This window comes from Pseudoalteromonas sp. PS1M3, assembly GCF_016865405.1.
In the GTDB taxonomy this organism is placed as follows: Bacteria; Pseudomonadota; Gammaproteobacteria; order Enterobacterales; family Alteromonadaceae; genus Pseudoalteromonas; species Pseudoalteromonas marina.
This window is the reverse complement of the sequence record NZ_AP022624.1, coordinates 619,878-639,582: the sequence shown is the minus strand read 5'-3', so window position 1 is coordinate 639,582 and position 19,705 is coordinate 619,878. Positions and strand designations below refer to the sequence as shown.

Here is a 19,705-nt window from a genome sequence, read left to right as displayed (position 1 = left end):
AAGCGCTAATAATCAAAAATAGTTTAGCAAACATACACTGTTACAAATTTAGGGTTTTAAGCCAGCTTAATGGCTGCTAACTTATTTACTACTCATTAAATATTTCATAAAAAGCTGAGTGCCTTAATAGCAAAAGTCTCAATTAAGTAGAGCAGCATAAAGGATTAAATATGAATAAAACGATAAAAAAATTAGTCGTTATTGCAGCGGTTGCATTGTCAGCAGGTGCTTTAGCACAAACCTACAATGCATATAACCACAAAAAAATGGCTGCCATTGAATGCGGTGGTGAAAAAAACATAAAAAGCGTTTCAAGTAAAAAGTTTGAATGTATTGAGCAAGCTAGAAAAACACTATAAATGCGACAAAATCAGAGCTTAAAAATAAGATAAAAACCCGAGGGTTGGCCTAAAAGGCAACGATGAATTCACAATGCAAAGCAACCTTTACCAAGGTGAGCGCTAGTTTGGGAATAATAAGAGGAAACTTTCCTTTTTTCTACATGCTTAAATAACCTACATTAAGCATAATATTTATAGCTGGCAATAAGTTACACTATTTGCTAACAGTAAAAACTCATGAAATAAGGACCTTTTTACGCAAATATGGGGAAAGTGTCCTTTGATTAAATTGTTATAAGCCATGATGATCGAATTAGTTTTAATCTCAGCATTAGTATCATTTGTTAATACCGATACATATGAAGTAGATTCATGTATTGGTGAAAAATTTGCGTTAATCGAAACTGTGAATCCTCAATGGCCAATTCATTCTGAACGGATTTTAGGTATCGGTTACGTAGATATCAAAATTACCGTTAATGGTGAAGGTGAGGTTATTGAGCGTCAAATAACTCGTTCTCAACCGAGAAGAATTTTTGATAGGCAAGCGCTTAGAGCCTTAACTAAATGGAAATTCAATGCCTCAAAGCACGAAGAACGTTGCTTTGAAGTAACTTTTAAATTTGATTTCGACAATTTTGAGTAAATGGCTTATAACAAGCCGTTTAACGAAAACGCCAGCAAACAACGCTGGCACGGACTCGCAAAAAGCGCTCGCCCGTTAACGGAGCGTTGGTATGACTCCCATTGTCAAGTTAAACGCACTGATCCTTGCCTAACTTTTAAGCCATAATTATTTTAGCTCGAATTAGAGCGAGTTAATACATAGGATGAAGCAAGTAATGTCGTCGGTTATCTTGCTGATATTCGTTGGTTATTACTATTTCTAGTAACAGAGCAGACCTTACTTATTTCGTCGTGGCACCTGTCTTCAGTCTATGTTCGTGGTTCAATGCAGCGTTAGCTGCATTGCCATCCTAACGCCGTCGGTGGTTGTGCCACACCCGATGCTTGATCCCATGCATTAACTCTAATTCTTTTATCATGCGGGTACTCTTGCCAATCTAAGTTTTTTATTCACTGGCGTAAGCACCACTTCTCTTGCAATAGCCCATATGTACGCAATCATTTCTCGGGCAATGGCGGTAACAACCAGATTGTAGTGTTTCCCTTTGGCTATCATTTTTTTATAGCGTTTGCAGAGCCTAATCTGTGCTTTCCACGCAATATCAATAATGTCCTTTGGTAAACCTTCTTGTCGTTTTTGCATATCTGTGGATATATTTGCTGCATAGCGATAAGTATGTGCACCTTCCACAAGAAGGCGCCTTGCTCGGCCGTTCCCGCATTTTGTGATGGCGCCAATATGGCGTTTGCCACCACTCGAGTGTTCACTGGGTACAAGACCGAGATAACTCATTAATTTGCGGGGATGGTCGAAACGCGATAAATCGCCAAGCTCAGCAACAACGCCAGTGGCGACCAACAAACGGACACCACGCATAGCTTGTATTGCTTTTACTACAGGATAATAACGCCACTGGTGAACGTGGTGTGTTAGTTCATTATCTAGCCGCTCAAGTCGGCTTATTCGTTCGGTAATTGTGTGTAAAAATTCTTGTAAGACGATGTGCTGAGCGGGGTGTGGCAACACAAGCTCAGTGAGCCAACGTAAATGTTTTTGTGACCAATTCGCAGTGCCTTTGTAATTAATATTATTGCGAAGCAGCAGCGCCTTTAATTGATATTTGGCATCTTTTAAATCCTTCATGGCTACTTCGCGTGCACGAGATAAATCACGTACAGCTTCATCTTCAGGCTCAGGAACATAGATAGGTGTTAAATCTTCAGACTTAAGTAATTTAGCAAGCTTAAGGGCATCACGTTTATCGGTTTTAATTTTCTCACCAGGTTTTTTAGGAATAAGAGAAGGTGCAACCACATAACAGCAATGGCCAAGGCTGGTAATTAATCGGTAAATCCAATAACCACATGGGCCAGCTTCATAAACAAAATGAAGTGTTGCGCCAGGGTATTTCGATTCGAACTGGCGAACAAGCTTTTGAACGGCCATTTTGGAAGACGAAACTCGGCCAAGATGAACAGGTTGCGCACCTCTATGTTCTTCAATATAGGCAACTTCATTGAATTCTTTATGTGTATCAAGACCGATAAAAAGTATGCTATGTTTATTCATGTTAGCCTCTGCTGTTTAGTTAATTGACAAACTAATTATGGCTCTGGCTTTGAATTAAGCTAACCCACGAAAAGCGGAGGCTAACACCGTGTGGGAGTCATTATGTCTAGTTGTATTGGAGATAACAAGTGAATAAATGGAATAAAGGTAACAACATTAAAAGCCCCGTGGGTTTCGGAATTGCTATTGGTGTAGCCATAGGTTCAGGAATAGGAGTTGCAATGAATAACTTGGCCTTGGGCATGGGTGTTGGCATAGCTATCGGAGTTGCAATTGGCTTATCTATAAATAGCAAGCAAGACGATGATGAGTCCGGCGAATAAAAATCATACTCAACAAATTTACATGCAAACAACTAACAAGAGACTATGGCGTCAATAGTTAATTATTAACTTTTGGCGCTTCCCACATTACACCGTCTCTTAGCATCGAATTTAATATCACAATCATCTTTCTAATACAGGCGATGATGGCTACTTTTTTGGGTTTCCCTGCTGCTAATAAACGTTGATATGTTACTTTGAAAACTGGGTTTGATTGCATCGCTGACATCATCGCCATGTATAAAACCGTTCTCACTTGAGGTCGACCACCCTGAATTTTTCGATGGCCTTTATATCGACCACTTTCTCGGTTCATTGGGGCAACACCAATCAGGCTACTTGCTTGTTTGCTGCTGATGTAACCCAGCTCAGGTAGGTTACTGATGATTGATGCAGCAGCTATTTTTCCAATACCAGTCATACTCTGTAATATCATATTTTTAGCCTGGTACTCAGGGCAGCTTTCAATGAGTTTAACGATTTTTTCTTCAATCTTTTTTATCTGATTATTAAATAAAGTTAGTACTGGTTTGATTGTCATCGCCAATGCTTTGGGCATTATTTGTAAGCGATTTTTCTCCATTGTTTGCATCGTAAGCAACTGGTTACGTCGAGTCACTAAATCACTCATTACCTGCATGGTATCTGGCTTAAGCTGTGATAATTTAGGTTTAATCGCTTCACTATAATGCGCAATTAATTGCGCATCAAGCTTATCGGTTTTGGCTCGTTGACCTATTGCTCCCGCAAACCGTTTAACATGAATAGGGTTAGCGATTGTGAAAGGTAAATTGGCATTAGCGCAAGCCAAAATAAAGGGCATTTCAAGCCTACCAGTGGCTTCAATTACGATGCGCTCAGGCTTGTATTTCTTAATCGTTTTGACGGCTTCTTTAATGCCTTTATCATCATTTGGAACAGTGAAGTAAATGTCCAATGGACGGATATAAATATCGAGTTGGTACTTTCCGGTATCAACACCTACGTTTATGTTTTGCTTTGTTTTTGTATTCATAATAAGCTAACTCTTACTTGCATAATGCGGGTTCGAGACCCAGTAGACTATTCGAGTGTGGTGCTTGGAGTCCTTTGTCGCGTTCGTTCTTGTTATCGGTCTCTCAACAGAGGAGCCTTTGCTCAATCGAACTACGACAAGGAAAGCTTAAGTTGCTGCTTAAGCCTGGGTCTCACATTACCCGAAAGGGGTTTAAATAGTAATTAAGATGGATGTATTATCCATACAAGGCTTATTAGATCTATTGCATATGAGGAACAATATTTTGACACATGCGCTAAATTGTTATGCCAATTCACGCTATCTGAAGATAAAACTGAGAATTACAACTCTATCAGAAATATTTTAAAATCACTGTTCCAACTATATTTATCTGGTACTCATGCAACCAAAGAGCAGCGATTAAATGTTATAAATAATTTAATTGCTAGCGACACTGAGAATAGCATTGAGCTAGCTTTTGAGCTTTTAGATTCATCTCTAGAAGCTTGGCACTTTTCCTCACACCATAACTTTGATTTTGGTGCAAACCCAAGAGACTTTGGTTACAGACCAAAGACCAACCAAGATGTTGAAGACTGGTATAAACTATTCATCGAATATACCGCTGAGTTAATAGCCAGTGATTCTCAAGTTTCGTCATCCGCAAAGAAAATACTCAGTAAAAATCTACGAAGCTTATGGCGAGTAAGTTGCCTTAGAGATGTAATTGAAAAGATATGTGTAGAAATAAGCAAATCAGGAATGTGGAGCGATGGCTTTCAAGCAATCAACCCCCCTGTGTCAGGATAGTTGTCGCCTCTAACATTTAGCAGAGGCAAATAAAATGAAACGTCAATTTACACAAGAGTTTAAAGTTCAAGCTGTTGAAAAAGCATTATCTCAATGTGATGATGTTCGCTTAGAAGATATTGCAGATGACTTAGGTGTCGGTTATTCAACGTTACAACGTTGGATAGCACTGGCAAAAAAGCATCAACTTGAAATACACCAGACGGGTAGCCAAATGACAGCAGAAAAACGACCACAAGACTGGAGTTTAGAAGAAAGACTCAACGCAGTAATTGAGTGTGGAAGTTTAGATGAAGCCGCCATAAATGAATACTGCCGTAATATAGGGCTTTATCCGCATCATATTCAGCAATGGAAGAAAGACTTAGTAACACCACCTTCAAATAAAACAGTAAAGTCAGACAGTAAACAGCTTAAGCAAGAAATAAAGCAACTGCAAAAAGAACTGAATCGCAAAGATAAGGCCTTAGCTGAAACTGCCGCTCTACTTGTACTCAAAAAAAAAGCGGATGCACTTTGGGGTTTCAACGAGGACGATTAACAACAGCGACTGAGCGACATGAATTAATAACGCTTATCACAAACGCACAGGCTTCAGGGGCAAGGAAAGAAAAGGCATGTGAGTTACTTGGACTGACACTAAGAACCGTTCAGCGGTGGATTGAAGCAGACGATATGACTGACAAACGGACGAGTACGAAAAAACAGCCGCCTAACCGTCTCACAGAGTTAGAGCGGCAGCGCATTATTAATACGGCTAATTCAGCCGAATATGGGCATTTACCGGCCAGTAAAATAGTCCCTAAGCTGCTTGATAAGGGCATATGGATAGCGTCTGAAAGTTCGTTTTATCGTGTCATGAAGGCACATAACTTATTAACGCATAGAGAAAAAGTAAAGCCAGCTAAGCCGATAAAAAAGCCAAGAGTATTGAAAGCAGTGCGTGCAAATGAAGTCTACACTTGGGATATCACCTATTTACCAACGAGCGTAAAAGGGCAATTTTTATACTTATATTTAGTGATGGACATTTTTAGTCGAAAGGTTGTTGGCTGGCAAGTTTACGACTCACAGTTAAGTGAATTAGCCGCAGATTTAATGAAGGATATTTGCAGTCGGGAGCAAATAAAGCGCGAGCAAGTTACGTTACACTCAGATAATGGCAGCCCAATGAAAGGCGCGACATTACTGGCAACATTACAGGAGTTAGGGATTGTGCCATCATTTAGTCGACCGTCAGTAAGTAATGACAATCCATACTCTGAGTCGTTATTTAAAACGTTAAAGTATCGCCCAGAATACCCAGAAAAGCCATTTGAAGATATAAGCGCAGCAAGAGAATGGGTAAGTGGGTTCGTTGATTGGTACAATAATGAGCACCTACACAGTGGTATAAAATTTGTGACGCCAAACCAACGTCATTCAGGTTTAGATAAAGAAATATTAGCTAAGCGTCAGCAGGTAAACGACGCAGCTAAATTGAATAACCCAAGCCGTTGGTCAGGGAAGTCACGAGACTGGTCAATGATAAATGAAGTAAATTTAAACCCTGAGAAAAAAGAAGAAATGCGGGCGGCATAAAATTTAACTTGAGGCGACAACTAACTTGAAAAACTCCGCAACTTAATATTGAGGTTTGACAGTAGTTCCTTAAATGAAGATGATATTCAAAGGTTAAAGTCAATTTCTGAGCTACTATCACCAAATTCTCTTCTAGACGATATAGATATGTACGTTTTATCTGAGCCGTGGAGATTTTATGACCTAGAAGAGATAGATGATAATGGTAAAATAATTGAGCATGGGTATAAAAAAGGCCAAGAATACTCTTTTAAATTAGGTATTCAATTAGCAAATAGACCGCCAAAAGAGCTTGAAGATATTCTTTTCAAACTAATATCATACCCAGAAATAAGTTCTAATTTATTTGCATTCGGCAAAGGGTACGCTGAAGGAATAAAAAATAACTCTAAAGCATTAACTAGAGTAGTAGGTGCACTAGAGAACCTTCCAGAAAAAGAAAGAAATCTTGATTTTTTACGTGGTCAAATATATTACCTTTCAAAAAATAATATCGAACTTACTAACCATTTCTTAGATTGCATATTCTCTCCAGCTTTGATCACCCAATTGCATTAACTTTGATCGCTTATTCTCATTAAGCTTTGATCACTAAAATCACTTGTAAATGATCACATTTATGCTCTTAATGATTTTGCCGATCAAAGCTTAATACCACTCGTAACCGAGTTCACGTTTTATCATTTTTGTAGGTGTGTTAAACCGTTATCTGAATCGTTTGATGAGGATAACAACAATGACAACAAGACCTATATCTATGAGTAAATTACATTCCATTTTACGGCTGAAGTACTCAGCACAATTATCCCATCGAGAGATTGCCAGAAGTTTAAATATTTCACCTGGTACTGTGGCTAATTACCTTAAAAAGGCCAATGAGTTAGGCTTAAATCAATGGCCAATACCAGAGGATAAACAGCAAAATACATTTTTCAACACCAAACTCAAGCGCTTCTCAACGCGTAAAAAAAGACACCCAACGCCTGACTGGTTAAATATCAATAAAGACTTAAAACAACATAAACACCTAACATTACAGCTCGTATTTGATGAGTTACTTGAAAAAGTGGGTGAGCCTTATTACAGCTACAGTCACTTCTGCCGAGCTTATAAACAATGGTTAGGTACCCAGCGACTCTCAATGCGTCAGCAGCATAAAGGGGGTGAAAAGCTGTTTGTGGATTATTGTGGCCCCACAATTACCATTACTTGTCCGACGACACAAGAAAAGCGCACTGCTCAGATATTCGTTGCTGTACTAGGTGCATCAAATTATACCTATGCTGAAGCAACGTATAGTCAGCAACTTGAAGATTGGGTAATGAGTCATGCGCGTTGCTTTGAATTTTTAGGCGGCGTTCCTGACGTTGTTATTCCCGATAATCTCAGAAGTGCTGTCAGTAAAACCTGTCGCTACGAGCCTGATTTAAATCCGACGTACCACCAGTTAGCCGAGTACTTTAACGTTGCTGTCATTCCGGCTAGACCTTATAAACCCAAAGATAAATCGAAGGCTGAAGTCGGCGTACAAATTGTTGAGCGTTGGATCATGGCACGCTTACGTAACCAAACCTTCCACAGCTTAGCGCAACTCAATCATGAAATAGCAAAGCTACTGGATATGATGAACAATAAGGTGATGAAGCAATATCAACAATCACGCAAACAGCTATTTGATATGGTGGATAAAAACGCATTAAAGCCATTGCCTGAAAAGCCCTATCAATATACACAAATCAAAACAGTACGTGTGCATATTGATTACCATGTTGAAATAGAAAAACATTACTACAGCGTGCCTTATCTGTGGGTTAAAAAACAATTACGCGCACACATATCCAATCAACTCGTGCAGCTTTATTATGACGGCACTTTAATAGCACAGCATCCTCGCTCAAACCGTTTAGGCGGACATACGACACAGACACATCATATGCCAAAGGCGCATCAAAAACAGCATGAGCAGTCACCGATAAATTTACGCTCATGGGCATTGAGTATCGGTGATTATACTCATCAAGTCGTTGAATTATTGCTTAATAGCAAACGTCATCCAGAGCAAGCTTATCGCACCTGTTTAGGGGTATTAAGTTTAGCTAAAACGTATTCAAAAGAACGCCTCGAGCGAGCATGTTACCGAGCAATTTGCATGAATACGACCACACACAGATCTATTAAGCAAATGCTGCAAAAAGGGTTAGACCAACAACCATTACCCACACTCCAAACAGAGCCAGAAAAGCCAATTACACACAGCAACATACGTGGCACAGATTACTACCATTAAGGAATGTAAACATGATAGAAACAATTAATCAGCAACTTCAATTGCTCAAGTTATCGGGTATAAAGCAAGCACTCAAGCAGCAGCTTGAACAGCCAAACCTATATCAAGAACAAAGCTTTATAGAGCGCGTCAGTTTATTGCTAACGCATGAAATTGATACGCGTAACCAAAGAAAAATAGAGCGACTGGTGCGACAAGCAAAATTCCGCGTACCGGGTCAGTTAAATCAACTCATTTACTCGCCGAAGCGTAATCTAGATAAAGCACAAATACGCGGCCTCAGCCAAAGCACCTGGCTGAGTTTACATCAGAATATATTAATTACAGGCGCCACAGGCTGTGGCAAAACCTACCTCGCGTGTGCATTGGGTCACGAGCACTGTTTACAAGGAAAAAGTGTCTTCTATATTCGATTAAAAGAATTACTTGAAAGTCTATTTCTAGCACAGGCCGATGGCAGTTATCGAAAATTATTGGGTAAACTCATTAAATACGACTTACTTATTTTAGACGATTGGGGGCTAGAGCCACTCAGTGCTCAGCAACGAAGCGACTTACTTGAATTAATCGATGCTAGATATGGTTATAAATCACACATCATCATTAGTCAGTTACCACAGGAAAACTGGCACCAAATGATCGGCGAATCAACGCACGCTGATGCTATTTTAGATAGGCTGATTCATGGTGCAATTAAGTTGAATTTAAAAGGAGAATCGATACGAAAACAGTTAAATGAATTGACTGATGATGATCAGTTAAGTTAATTTAAAAATGGCTCTACAAAATGATAAATCAAGCGATCAAAGCTGATGAGAATCGGTGATCAAAGTCATGAGAATACGCACTTAGATAGCCTTCTAATTCATCCTACACTTAAACAACACTTCATCAGAGTTCAACTAAGTTACCCAATCGATACAGAGTCTACTACTCGTATTATTCAAGCACTACAGCAACATACATGCCAAGTAAGGGATTATTATGACCTAGCATCCGGAAGAAGGCACGAACCGATACCGGATGAAATATTATGTGAAATTTTGGATTTGATTTGGCACTACGGTGGTGGGCTGAAAGTTGCTATCGATATATTATCAATGCGCTTTCATGGACTAAAGCAAAACCAACACTATGTTGTTTCAGACTTGCTAAAAGAGAAATCAGCATCACTTTTAGCATCATTCGATTATTCAGAAGAAAGAGAGTCTTCCGGTGGCAGCGATCATAGCTTAACCCAAATAGCCAATGTCTGCTTTTCTGCCGGTACAAATGAAGAGTATGCTTTAACTGTTCTAAAAGCTATTAAAGCAAAAATCTTGAATCATATTATCGGCAGATATGATTTCCCAGAATTTATGTCCACAATTATTCAATTACATCCTATTTTAGCCCTTGAAGTATTTATAGGTAAAAATAAAGAAATAGAACCTCAGATAAGAAATGCAATAAAAGGTAGGCTTGATAAGAAAGTAAGTCCATTTTCGAAAGTTGATATAAAAAGCACGTTAGATTGGTGTAAATGCAACGGTAAAGATAGCTATCCAGCTCTCGCATCAATTATTACACCTTACCAATCAAATGAAAAAACTATTGAGTGGACACAATTAGCGATTGAATTGTTACAAGCTTGTCCAGAACCTGCTGTGGTTTTGGACGAATACTTATCTAGCTTCACTCCAAATGGAGGGACGGGTTCATGGGCCAAGATACTTGAGTCTCGATTACCTTTATTTCAACCATTAATAGATTCAACTGACAAAATAGTATCCGAATGGGCTTTAGCTAAAAAGCCACAATGGGAAGCTTACATTGCAAGAGAGTATGAAAGAGAAGCAGAGCGTGATTCAGAGAGCAATGAGAGGTTTGAGTGGTAGTTAATAGCAGAAATGCGGCGGGCCAGGTTTTGTTTCTTGCCAAGACCAAACACCAATCTCGCGTTTAACACCCTTCCCACGTCATCAAGTCCTAAAAATAAGCAATTGATGAATAATAGCGCATGGATGCGCGATAAGGCGAAACTAGGCCATGGATGGCCTATCTTCGCAGTTTACGTTCACATCAATTGTGGTTTGAAGGATTAAGCGTGATGCTCGGGTGCGCTGGAAGAGTCCAGAGAGGGGTCAGCGGCAGCCTCTCTTTGGCTGCTGTCGCCAGCGCGACAAAACCTTGAATTAGGTTTCTAATCCCTCAATGAGCCAAAAGCAAACAAAGTATGCGCCAACAACAATTAAACAACTTTTGGGCTGCGCCCAACACGCCAGCAAGCTGTGCGTCTACAATGTTTAAACATACAAAAAAGCCGCTACATTACTGCAACGGCTTTTATAATTTTGATAAATCCCACTCTACAGTAGAACTTACTACCCATTAAAGTTCAAAAATTAGTCGCGGTTCTTAGTCGCGGTAAGTCTCAACCGCTGGGCATGAACATACTAAGTTACGGTCGCCGTATACGTCATCTATACGTGTAACAGTTGGCCAGAACTTGTCTTTAGCTACCGAAGGCACTGGGAATGCAGCGTAAAAACGGTCATACGCGCGGTCCCATTCGTTACCAAGTACGTCAGCTTGTGTATGCGGTGCAAACACAAGTGGGTTGTTTTCGATTGACCATTCGCCAGAGATTACTTTGTCGATTTCGCCTTTGATAGAGACCATTGCTTCGATAAAGCGGTCTATCTCGCCCTTAGACTCAGACTCAGTTGGCTCAATCATTAACGTGCCCGCTACTGGGAACGACATAGTGGGTGAATGGAAGCCGTAGTCTTGTAGGCGCTTAGCGACGTCCATTTCAGTAATGCCTGACGCTTCTTTTAATGGGCGTAAATCAACAATACATTCGTGAGCAACACGATTGTTACGGCCACGGTATAAAATTGGGAAGTGCTGGCTTAACTCTTGCGTTAAGTAGTTAGCGTTCACAATGGCCATTTCTGTGGCTTGTTTTAAGCCCTCTGAGCCCATCATGGCAATGTACGCCCATGAAATAGGTAAAATAGCGGCTGAGCCGTAAGGCGCTGCCGATACGGCACCGTTGTTAATGTTTGTACCTGGTACGTTAATTACGCTGTGGTTTGGCATAAATGGCGCAAGGTGCGATTTAACACCAATTGGGCCTACACCTGGGCCGCCGCCACCGTGTGGAATACAAAACGTTTTGTGCAAGTTTAAGTGCGATACGTCTGAGCCAATAAAGCCCGGGCTTGTTACACCCACTTGCGCGTTCATGTTTGCGCCGTCCATGTAAACTTGGCCGCCGTGCTCATGAATAATGTCACATAGTTCACGAATGGTTTCTTCGTAAACACCGTGGGTAGATGGGTATGTGATCATGGCACACGACAGGTTTTCAGACACGTCTTCAGCTTTCGCTTTTAAGTCTTGCATGTCGATGTTGCCGTTTTTATCACAGTTAACCACCACAATTTTCATGCTCGCCATTTGTGCCGACGCTGGGTTAGTACCATGCGCTGAGCTTGGAATTAAACATACGTTACGGTGTGCATCCCCTCGTGACTCGTGGTATTTACGAATGGCAATTAAGCCTGCGTATTCACCTTGTGCACCCGAGTTTGGCTGAAGTGAAACCGCATCGTAACCCGTAATGTTAACTAGCCAGTCGTGTAGCTCGTTAATCATTATTTGATAACCTTCTGCTTGGTCTAGCGGGCAGAATGGGTGAAGGTTTGCAAACTCAGGCCATGTAACTGGGATCATCTCAGCGGTCGCGTTTAGTTTCATGGTGCATGAACCTAACGAAATCATTGAGTGGTTAAGCGCTAAATCTTTGTTTTCAAGGCGCTTAATGTAGCGAAGCATGTCTGTTTCGCTGTGGTAGCTGTTAAAGTTTGGATGCGTTAATACTTCGTCATCACGAACTAAACTCGCTGGAATAGAGTCGCTACCGTTTGCTTCAATATCGGCTGCAATACTGTCTACGCTTAGGCCGTGGCCTTCACCTAGTACAATATCAAATAGCTCGGCAACGTCTGCACGGGTTGTGGTTTCTGAAACCGAAATTGAGTATTCGCCGTCGTGGTTTGTAGCAAAGTTAACGCCTTTGGCAAGTGCACGTGCTATTACGTCGTCTTTGTTGTCGCCAACAATTGTTAGCGTATCAAACCACGTGCTGTGCTTAAGGGCGATGCCTTTGGTTTTTAGGCCAGCAGCTAAAATATCAGCAAAGCGGTGTATACGCTGCGCGATAGTTTTTAAGCCTTGTGGGCCGTGGTACACCGCATAAAACGCCGCCATGTTGGCAAGTAATACCTGCGCTGTACAAATGTTTGAGTTGGCTTTGTCGCGGCGAATGTGTTGTTCGCGCGTTTGCATTGCCATACGCAGTGCGTCGTTACCTAAACGGTCTTTAGATACACCAATAATACGCCCTGGTAATGAACGCTTGTACGCGTCACGTGTTGCAAAAAATGCAGCATGTGGACCGCCGTAACCCATAGGTACACCAAAACGCTGAGCCGAACCAAGTACTACATCAGCACCTAGTTTACCCGGTGCTTTTAATAGTAATAAACTCATAATGTCGGCAGCAACACAGGCAATGGCTTTTTTGCTTTGAACACCAGCAATTAGGTCGGTTACGTCAACTATTTCGCCCGATGTAGACGGGTATTGGAATAATGCACCAAAAATGTCGTGGTTAACGGCGTCGGCCGCTTTACCAATAATGATTTCAAAACCAAACTGCTCAGCACGGGTGCTTACTACGTCGATAGTTTGTGTGTGTACGTCGTCGGCAATAAAAAAGGCATTGGCTTTTTTAGCTTTAGATACGCGTTTTGCAAGGCCCATTGCCTCGGCTGCAGCGGTTGATTCGTCAAGTAACGACGCGCTTGCTAAATCAAGGCCGGTTAAATCTAGGGTCATAGTCTGGAAGTTTAGTAATGATTCTAAACGCCCTTGTGCAATCTCTGGCTGATACGGCGTGTACGCTGTATACCAACCCGGGTTTTCAAGTACGTTACGTAAAATTACGTGCGGTACATGTGTTGGGTGGTAGCCTTGGCCAATGTACGATTTGAAAACTTTATTTTTGCTTGCTACTGATTTTAAGTAGCTTAGTGTTTCAACTTCAGTACGGCTTTCGCCAATGCTTAGCGGTTGCTCTAGGCGAATGTTAGCCGGTACAGTTTGATCGATCAGCTCTTGTACACTTGATACTTCAAGAGCGCTTAGCATATCGCTTACTTGCGCTGGGCTTGGCCCAATATGGCGGCGAATAAAATCTTGCTTTTGCTCTAACTGTTCAAGAGATTTGGCGTTTGACATGTGTCCAGATTCCTATGATCCTAAATACTAATGGGTAACTAGTATTGATTAAAATATATGATGATTTGGCAACTTACTGGGTATGGGCAATAAGCTGTAAAATCATAAAAGCCCCGATTGTTTACTCAACATGCGGGGCTTTAGACAAAAAGTGATTACTCTTCGTCGATAGTGTGCGAGTAGCCTTCAGCGTCTAATAGGTTGTCTAGCTCAGACACATCAGATGCTTTAAGACGGAATAACCAACCGTCGCCGTACGCGTCGTTGTTTACTGTTTCAGGTGCGTCTTCTAGCTCTTCATTAATAGCAATCACTTCACCACCAATTGGTGCGTAAATGTCTGAAGCAGCTTTAACTGACTCCGCTACTGCACAGTCTTCGCCTGCGTCTACTTCGTCGCCTACTTCTGGTAATTCAACAAACACCATGTCGCCAAGTAGTTCTTGCGCGTGTTCTGTAATACCAACTGTAAAGGTACCGTCACCTTCGTCGCGAACCCACTCGTGTGAAGAAGCGTATTTTAATTCAGTAGGGATATTGCTCATTATCTTGTTCCTTTGGTTATGATACCAATCAACTTAAATATTTAACCACTCTAGCGGTCTAAACAAAGCGCTAACATCGTTATTAATTTCTTAGGTAGAACAACTACATATCAAAATTAATACCTTGTTATCACTCTATTTATCCGTCGCTATAAGTGATTAATAACTCAACATGATTGGTATTATTGGGTGATAACACCAAATTTTAAATTATTGATTTACCGTTACGTACAAAGCTAGGCTTCACTACTTTAACGTTAACTAATTTTTTGCGCATTTCTACTTGAGCAGTGTCGCCTGTTGAACGTGGTACACGTGCAAGGGCTACACTAAAACCAAGTGTAGGTGAAAAAGTACCTGAGGTAATAACCCCTTCTCCACCGTCAACAATTACTTTTGAACCGCTACGCAATACGCCTTTTTCTTCAAGTACTAAACCAACAAGCTTGTCGGTACTTTTTTCAGCGCGTTGTTTAACCAGTACGTCACGGCCAATAAAGTCACGATCTTCTGGTTCCCATGCAATGGTCCATGCCATGTTAGCTGCAAGTGGCGATACGCTTTCGCCCATATCTAGGCCGTAAAGGTTCATACCTGCTTCTAAACGTAGCGTGTCACGTGCACCTAAACCAGCTGGCGCTACACCTGCGTCTAGCAGTTGTTGCCATAAATCGGCTGCTTGGTCGTTTGGTACTACAATTTCGTAACCGTCTTCGCCAGTATAACCCGTTGTAGCAATAAATAAATCACCCACTTGAACACCAAAAAACGGCTTCATGCCTTCAACTGCAGCTTGTTGCTCTGCATTTAAAAGCGTGCCTGTTTTTTCGCGTGCGTTAGGGCCTTGCACTGCAATCATTGCAAACTCTGGGCGCTCAGTCACTGTAACGGCAAAATCGCTCGATACATTAGCTAAATGCGCTAAGTCTTTTTCGCGCGTAGCCGAGTTAACCACTAAGCGGTAAAACGTTTCGCTGAAAAAGTAAATAATAAGGTCGTCAATTACGCCGCCTTGCTCGTTAAGCATGCCGGTGTAAAGTGCTTTACCTGGTACGGTTAATTTAGCCACGTCGTTTGCTACAAGCTTACGTAAAAATGCTTTAGCTTGGTCGCCTTCAATATCAACAATGGTCATGTGTGATACGTCAAACATGCCTGCATCGTTACGCACTGCATTATGTTCTTCTATTTGTGAGCCGTAGTTGATTGGCATTTCCCAGCCATGAAAATCAACCATTTTTGCGCCCGCTTCTAGGTGCTTAGCATGGAGTACAGTTTTAGAAGTCATAACATTCCTTCACGTTTTAAATTAACCCTTAATGGGCGTGGCTTAAATTAAAAACAGGCAAACATTATTATGTTTACCTGTTAGTTGTTTTTGTTATGCGGCCTGGTTTTGCATTACTGCAAAACCCTGCGTTTGCATATAGCTTTGCCATTTTTGTAGCTCTGGCGCTTTAGCTATGAGCACAAAATGCTGCTCATCTTTGTTATCAATCGCGGTAATAAATACCTCACCGCTTTGCGCACCGTAGCATAGTTGTGCGTCAGATAATCGCAAACCGGGTGTTAATTTAAAGGCGTCAACTAGCGTATCAAAGGCGTTTTCGCCGCTTAAGGTAAAGCTAGTTAGGTCGGTACGAATAACGTAGTCAATATCAAAACGAAGCTGTTGTTCGTTTATAAGTGACTGTAATTGCAGGCTTGCGCTGTGAGGTAATACAAATCGAAAAGCGGTTTCGCTAAAATAATACACGGCGTAACTAAAGTCAGAATAAAAGTCGCCATCTAATGTGCCTTTTAAACCTAAACCGCTGGCCGTTAATTTTGTTAAATCGTGGCCTAAAATACTGCTTAAAAATACAGAAGCTTCGCTGCCGCTAAAATCCATTACAACTGTGCTGTTATTTGCCTGCAAAGCGTTTATAACCGCGCTGTTAGCGTTGCTGTGGCGGGCAAACATTATTGGGTTAAAAGTCATAACAAACACCTGTGTATTTTTAATCTTAAAATTATATTGCGCGGGGTCTGTAACAACAAATTGTAATTATTTATCAATTGATAAATAATACTTATATATGTAGCCACATAAATTGTAATTTTAAATATGAAAAATATATCAACCGACAGTTTACGTACCTTTGTAATGATTGTAGATGTAGGCGGATTTGCCAAAGCCGGCGACTTTTTGGGGCTTTCGCAACCAGCGGTAAGCTTACAAATAAAGCGTTTAGAAGATGTATTAGGCTATAAATTATTTAAAAAGCAAGGCCAGCGCCAAGTATTAAACCAGTACGGCGAACTATTATTGCCCATGGCAAAACAAATGATGCAATACAACGATGCCATTTTGCAGCAATTTACCTCAGAGAGCATTACCGGAAAAGTACGTTTAGGCATACCTAGCGAATTTGCTGCGCGTATACTCCCTTCTATTATTGGCGACTTTGTGGCGCTGTACCCAGAAGTATCGCTTGAAGTTAAATCGCGATTAAGTAAGCATTTGCTTTCGGCTTCTAGGCAAGACCAATTTGATCTAGTGCTTGCGCTAAACGAGCAACTTACCTCAAGTAAATTTCCTATTTTTATGCAAGACCAATTGGTGTGGGTGGGTGATTTAAACCAAGCAAAAAACCAAGTGGTTACCTTAGTAACCGCGCCAGAGGGATGTATTTATCGCCGCCGCGCTACCGATGCGCTTAAAAATGCCGGCATAAAATACCGTATTGTATATAGCAACGCCGACTTAACGGGGCTTATTGCGGCATTAAAAGAAGGGCTTGGTATAACAGTACTGGCAAAAAGTACCGTACCCAGCGAGCTTAATTACCAAGTACACACTAAACACTTACCGGCACTGGGCAACATTGGTATTAGCTTGGTTAAAAGTTCGGGGGAGTCAGAAAATGCGGTAGATAAGCTTGCTGAGTTTATTGCCCTGCGTTTAGGCTAATAAATTAAAACACCCACTTTGTACCTAGCCTCATGATTACAAAATAATACAAAAGAAACAAAAAAGTTAACCACGTTGCATAACCCTGTGTTTTTAGTTCTAAAAAAATGAATAGTTTTATACTAAATAATATTGATTCGCATTCGTTAACGTGTTCAAATTACGCCAATTCAGAAAATCAATGTGATTAGGACAAAAATGAACACTAAGTTTTTAGTATCTACTCTTGCAACTGCGGTTGCTTTGTCTTTTACAGCTACTGCAATGGCTAAAGACACCAGCGATAAAGAACAGCGCTTTGAACAAATTACAGTTATTGGCTCACAGCAAGCTATTAACGACATTCCAGGTTCGGCTACTTTTATCTCTGACGAAGAACTTCAAAAATTTGAGTTTACCGATATTTCGCGTGTTTTAGCGTCTGTTCCGGGTGTTTACGTTCAAGAAGAAGATGGCTATGGCCTTCGCCCTAACATTGGTATGCGCGGTACTGGTACCGGCCGTAACGATAAAATTTCTGTAATGGAAGACGGTGTATTAGTCGCACCAGCGCCTTACTCTGCGCCTTCTGCTTACTACTTCCCTACTATGGGTCGTATGGAAACAATTGAAGTATTAAAAGGTGCTGCCTCAGTTAAGTACGGTCCTCGTACTACAGGTGGCGTTTTAAACTTACTTTCTCGTAGCTTACCAACCGAGCCTAATAGCTCTAAAGGTATGGTAGATGCAGCCCTTGGTAGCGATGGCTACTACAAAGGTCACGCATACTTTGGTAAAGAAAAAAACAACACGTCTGGCTTGGTTGAAGTATTTACTTACGGCGCCGATGGCTTTAAAGAGCTTCCTGTTGGCAGCGATAATACGGGATTTGAAAAAACTGATTTACTATTAAAGTTTGGTCATACGTTTGGTAAAAACGATGCCCACAATATTGAGCTAAAAGTAAAATACTCTGACGAAACATCAGACGAAACTTACATGGGCTTAACTGACGAAGATTACAAAGCAAACCCTAATCGCCGTTACGCTGCATCGCAAAACGATGAAATGAACACTCGCCACAACGCTTACCAACTAAACTACGCGTACCGTTTTGGCGAAGGCTACGAATTACTTGCAACCGCTTACCTAAACGATTTTCATCGTAACTGGTATAAAGCAAGCAGTGTAGGCACAAGCACACTTGAACAATATAGCGATTTTGAAGCAAATCCAACAAGCGAAGGTATCGAAGGTATTGGTGTTAAAGCTAACAACCGTGATTACCAAGCAAAAGGCATTCAGTCTGAATTACATATTCCTGCAGGCGATCACTACGTTACTGTTGGTGTGCGTTACCACGAAGACGAAATGGATCGTTTCCAATGGCAAGACACGTACACGCTTAATCAAGACCTAAGCATGACACTTACATCGCAAGGTGTACCAGGTTCAGATAGCAACCGTGTAGATAGCGCAAAAGCAAGCACGTTATTTGTTCAAGACGAATGGACACTAGAGGCGTTAGTTATTAATGCAGGTCTTCGTTACGAAGACATTACCATTACGCGTGAAGAATGGTCTAAATCAGATCCAACTCGTAGCAATGGCTTAACTAAAGATATTTCTAACGATACTGAAATTTTAGTGCCATCGTTAGGTGCCACTTACACACTTAACGATAACGTTACGTTACTTGCGGGTATTCAAAAAGGTTACGCTCCAGCAGCACCGGGTAATGCTGACCAAGAAGAAGAAGAAAGTGTAAACCTTGAGTTTGGCTCTCGCTTTAATATGAATGGCTTTAACGGTGAAGTGATTGCGTTTTTCTCTGATTACGACAACATGCACGGTAACTGTACTGCTGCTGTGGGTTGTAGCGACGAAAATATTGGCGACCAATACAACTACGGTGAAGTAGAAGTATCGGGCTTTGAATTTAGTGCGGGTCGTACTTTTGCAACAGACGCTGCGCAATTTCCAGTTAAATTAACGTACACATACACTGACTCTGAGTTTAAAAACACGTTTGATTCAGAAATTTGGGGCTCGGTAGAAAAAGGCGATGCAATGCCTTACGTACCTGAAAATCAAGTTGCTTTATCGTTAGGCGCTGAGTTTGCATCGTTTGTTGTTAACAGCCAAATACGTTACGTATCTGATTCTCATGCCGACCTATCTGACTCAGGCTTAAACGCAATAGATAGCCGTGTAGTATGGGATTTAGCTGCTAAATACTTAATCGACGACAACCAAAAAGTATACTTAACGGTTGATAACCTGTTTGATAAAACGTACATAGCTAACCGTGCTAATGGTGGTATTCAGCCAGGTAAGCCTCGTAGTATTCAAATGGGCTACACATACAGCTTTTAAGTAGTTGCTGAGTAAAACGACTCGTTA

16 protein-coding genes are annotated in these 19,705 nt (G+C 41.1%); 10 read left to right on the top strand and 6 right to left on the bottom strand.

Features of this window, described 5'->3' with window-relative positions:
- Positions 1–170 precede the first annotated feature (170 nt).
- Complete coding sequence (locus PS1M3_RS03005; RefSeq protein WP_203986193.1) at positions 171–359, top strand: hypothetical protein; 189 nt, start codon at positions 171–173, stop codon at positions 357–359.
- A 283-nt stretch (positions 360–642) separates the two neighbouring features.
- Positions 643–987, top strand: a complete 345-nt coding sequence (locus tag PS1M3_RS03000; protein WP_058430245.1) for an energy transducer TonB — start codon at positions 643–645, stop codon at positions 985–987.
- A gap of 396 nt (positions 988–1,383) precedes the next feature.
- Here PS1M3_RS03000 and PS1M3_RS02995 read toward each other — a convergent pair whose 3' ends face one another.
- Together PS1M3_RS02995 and PS1M3_RS02990 are read right to left on the bottom strand one after the other, a co-directional pair.
- Positions 1,384–2,538 (bottom strand): IS110 family transposase, encoded by a 1,155-nt coding sequence (locus tag PS1M3_RS02995; RefSeq protein ID WP_138740772.1) that lies wholly within the window; start codon positions 2,536–2,538, stop codon positions 1,384–1,386.
- A 381-nt stretch (positions 2,539–2,919) separates the two neighbouring features.
- Positions 2,920–3,876 carry an IS110 family transposase gene (locus tag PS1M3_RS02990; RefSeq protein WP_203984765.1) on the bottom strand — a complete coding sequence of 319 codons (957 nt, stop codon included), beginning with the start codon at positions 3,874–3,876 and terminating at the stop codon, positions 2,920–2,922.
- Between the two features lie 282 nt (positions 3,877–4,158).
- Here PS1M3_RS02990 and PS1M3_RS02985 point away from each other — a divergent pair, with 282 nt between their 5' ends.
- The 6 genes from PS1M3_RS02985 to PS1M3_RS02960 all read left to right on the top strand — a co-directional run bounded on the left by PS1M3_RS02985 (position 4,159) and on the right by PS1M3_RS02960 (position 10,413).
- Complete coding sequence (locus PS1M3_RS02985) at positions 4,159–4,668, top strand: hypothetical protein (RefSeq protein WP_239104475.1); 510 nt, start codon at positions 4,159–4,161, stop codon at positions 4,666–4,668.
- 34 nt (positions 4,669–4,702) lie between these two features.
- Positions 4,703–6,249 (top strand): IS3 family transposase gene (locus PS1M3_RS02980; RefSeq protein WP_086007399.1). Its coding sequence is split into 2 segments (ribosomal slippage): positions 4,703–5,183 and positions 5,183–6,249, totalling 1,548 coding nucleotides; the frame shifts between segments, so codons are not numbered across the junction.
- Positions 6,250–6,396: 147 nt separating this feature from the next.
- A complete protein-coding gene (locus tag PS1M3_RS02975) occupies positions 6,397–6,807 on the top strand; it encodes a hypothetical protein (protein ID WP_203986189.1) in 411 nt (136 codons plus the stop codon).
- Between the two features lie 178 nt (positions 6,808–6,985).
- Complete coding sequence (istA, locus tag PS1M3_RS02970; RefSeq protein ID WP_008466912.1) at positions 6,986–8,536, top strand: IS21 family transposase; 1,551 nt, start codon at positions 6,986–6,988, stop codon at positions 8,534–8,536.
- An 11-nt stretch (positions 8,537–8,547) separates the two neighbouring features.
- Positions 8,548–9,303: an IS21-like element helper ATPase IstB gene (istB, locus tag PS1M3_RS02965; RefSeq protein WP_203984839.1), complete on the top strand. Its 756-nt coding sequence runs from the start codon at positions 8,548–8,550 to the stop codon at positions 9,301–9,303.
- A gap of 45 nt (positions 9,304–9,348) precedes the next feature.
- Positions 9,349–10,413, top strand: coding sequence for a hypothetical protein (locus PS1M3_RS02960; protein WP_203986185.1), 1,065 nt, complete (start codon positions 9,349–9,351; stop codon positions 10,411–10,413).
- A gap of 520 nt (positions 10,414–10,933) precedes the next feature.
- On the opposite strand, the gene gcvP is transcribed toward PS1M3_RS02960, so the two are convergent.
- The 4 genes from gcvP to PS1M3_RS02940 form a co-directional block, all read right to left on the bottom strand.
- Positions 10,934–13,825, bottom strand: coding sequence for an aminomethyl-transferring glycine dehydrogenase (gene gcvP, locus PS1M3_RS02955; protein WP_203986182.1), 2,892 nt, complete (start codon positions 13,823–13,825; stop codon positions 10,934–10,936).
- A gap of 155 nt (positions 13,826–13,980) precedes the next feature.
- Positions 13,981–14,370, bottom strand: a complete 390-nt coding sequence (gene gcvH / locus PS1M3_RS02950; RefSeq protein WP_006794102.1) for a glycine cleavage system protein GcvH — start codon at positions 14,368–14,370, stop codon at positions 13,981–13,983.
- A gap of 205 nt (positions 14,371–14,575) precedes the next feature.
- A complete protein-coding gene (gcvT, locus tag PS1M3_RS02945; RefSeq protein ID WP_203986179.1) occupies positions 14,576–15,658 on the bottom strand; it encodes a glycine cleavage system aminomethyltransferase GcvT in 1,083 nt (360 codons plus the stop codon).
- Between the two features lie 93 nt (positions 15,659–15,751).
- Complete coding sequence (locus PS1M3_RS02940) at positions 15,752–16,351, bottom strand: hypothetical protein (protein WP_006794100.1); 600 nt, start codon at positions 16,349–16,351, stop codon at positions 15,752–15,754.
- A 126-nt stretch (positions 16,352–16,477) separates the two neighbouring features.
- Between PS1M3_RS02940 and PS1M3_RS02935 the strand changes: the two genes are divergently transcribed.
- A complete protein-coding gene (locus PS1M3_RS02935; protein WP_008127667.1) occupies positions 16,478–17,323 on the top strand; it encodes a LysR family transcriptional regulator in 846 nt (281 codons plus the stop codon).
- Positions 17,324–17,521: 198 nt separating this feature from the next.
- A complete protein-coding gene (locus tag PS1M3_RS02930; RefSeq protein ID WP_203986175.1) occupies positions 17,522–19,678 on the top strand; it encodes a TonB-dependent receptor domain-containing protein in 2,157 nt (718 codons plus the stop codon).
- Positions 19,679–19,705: the final 27 nt, after the last annotated feature.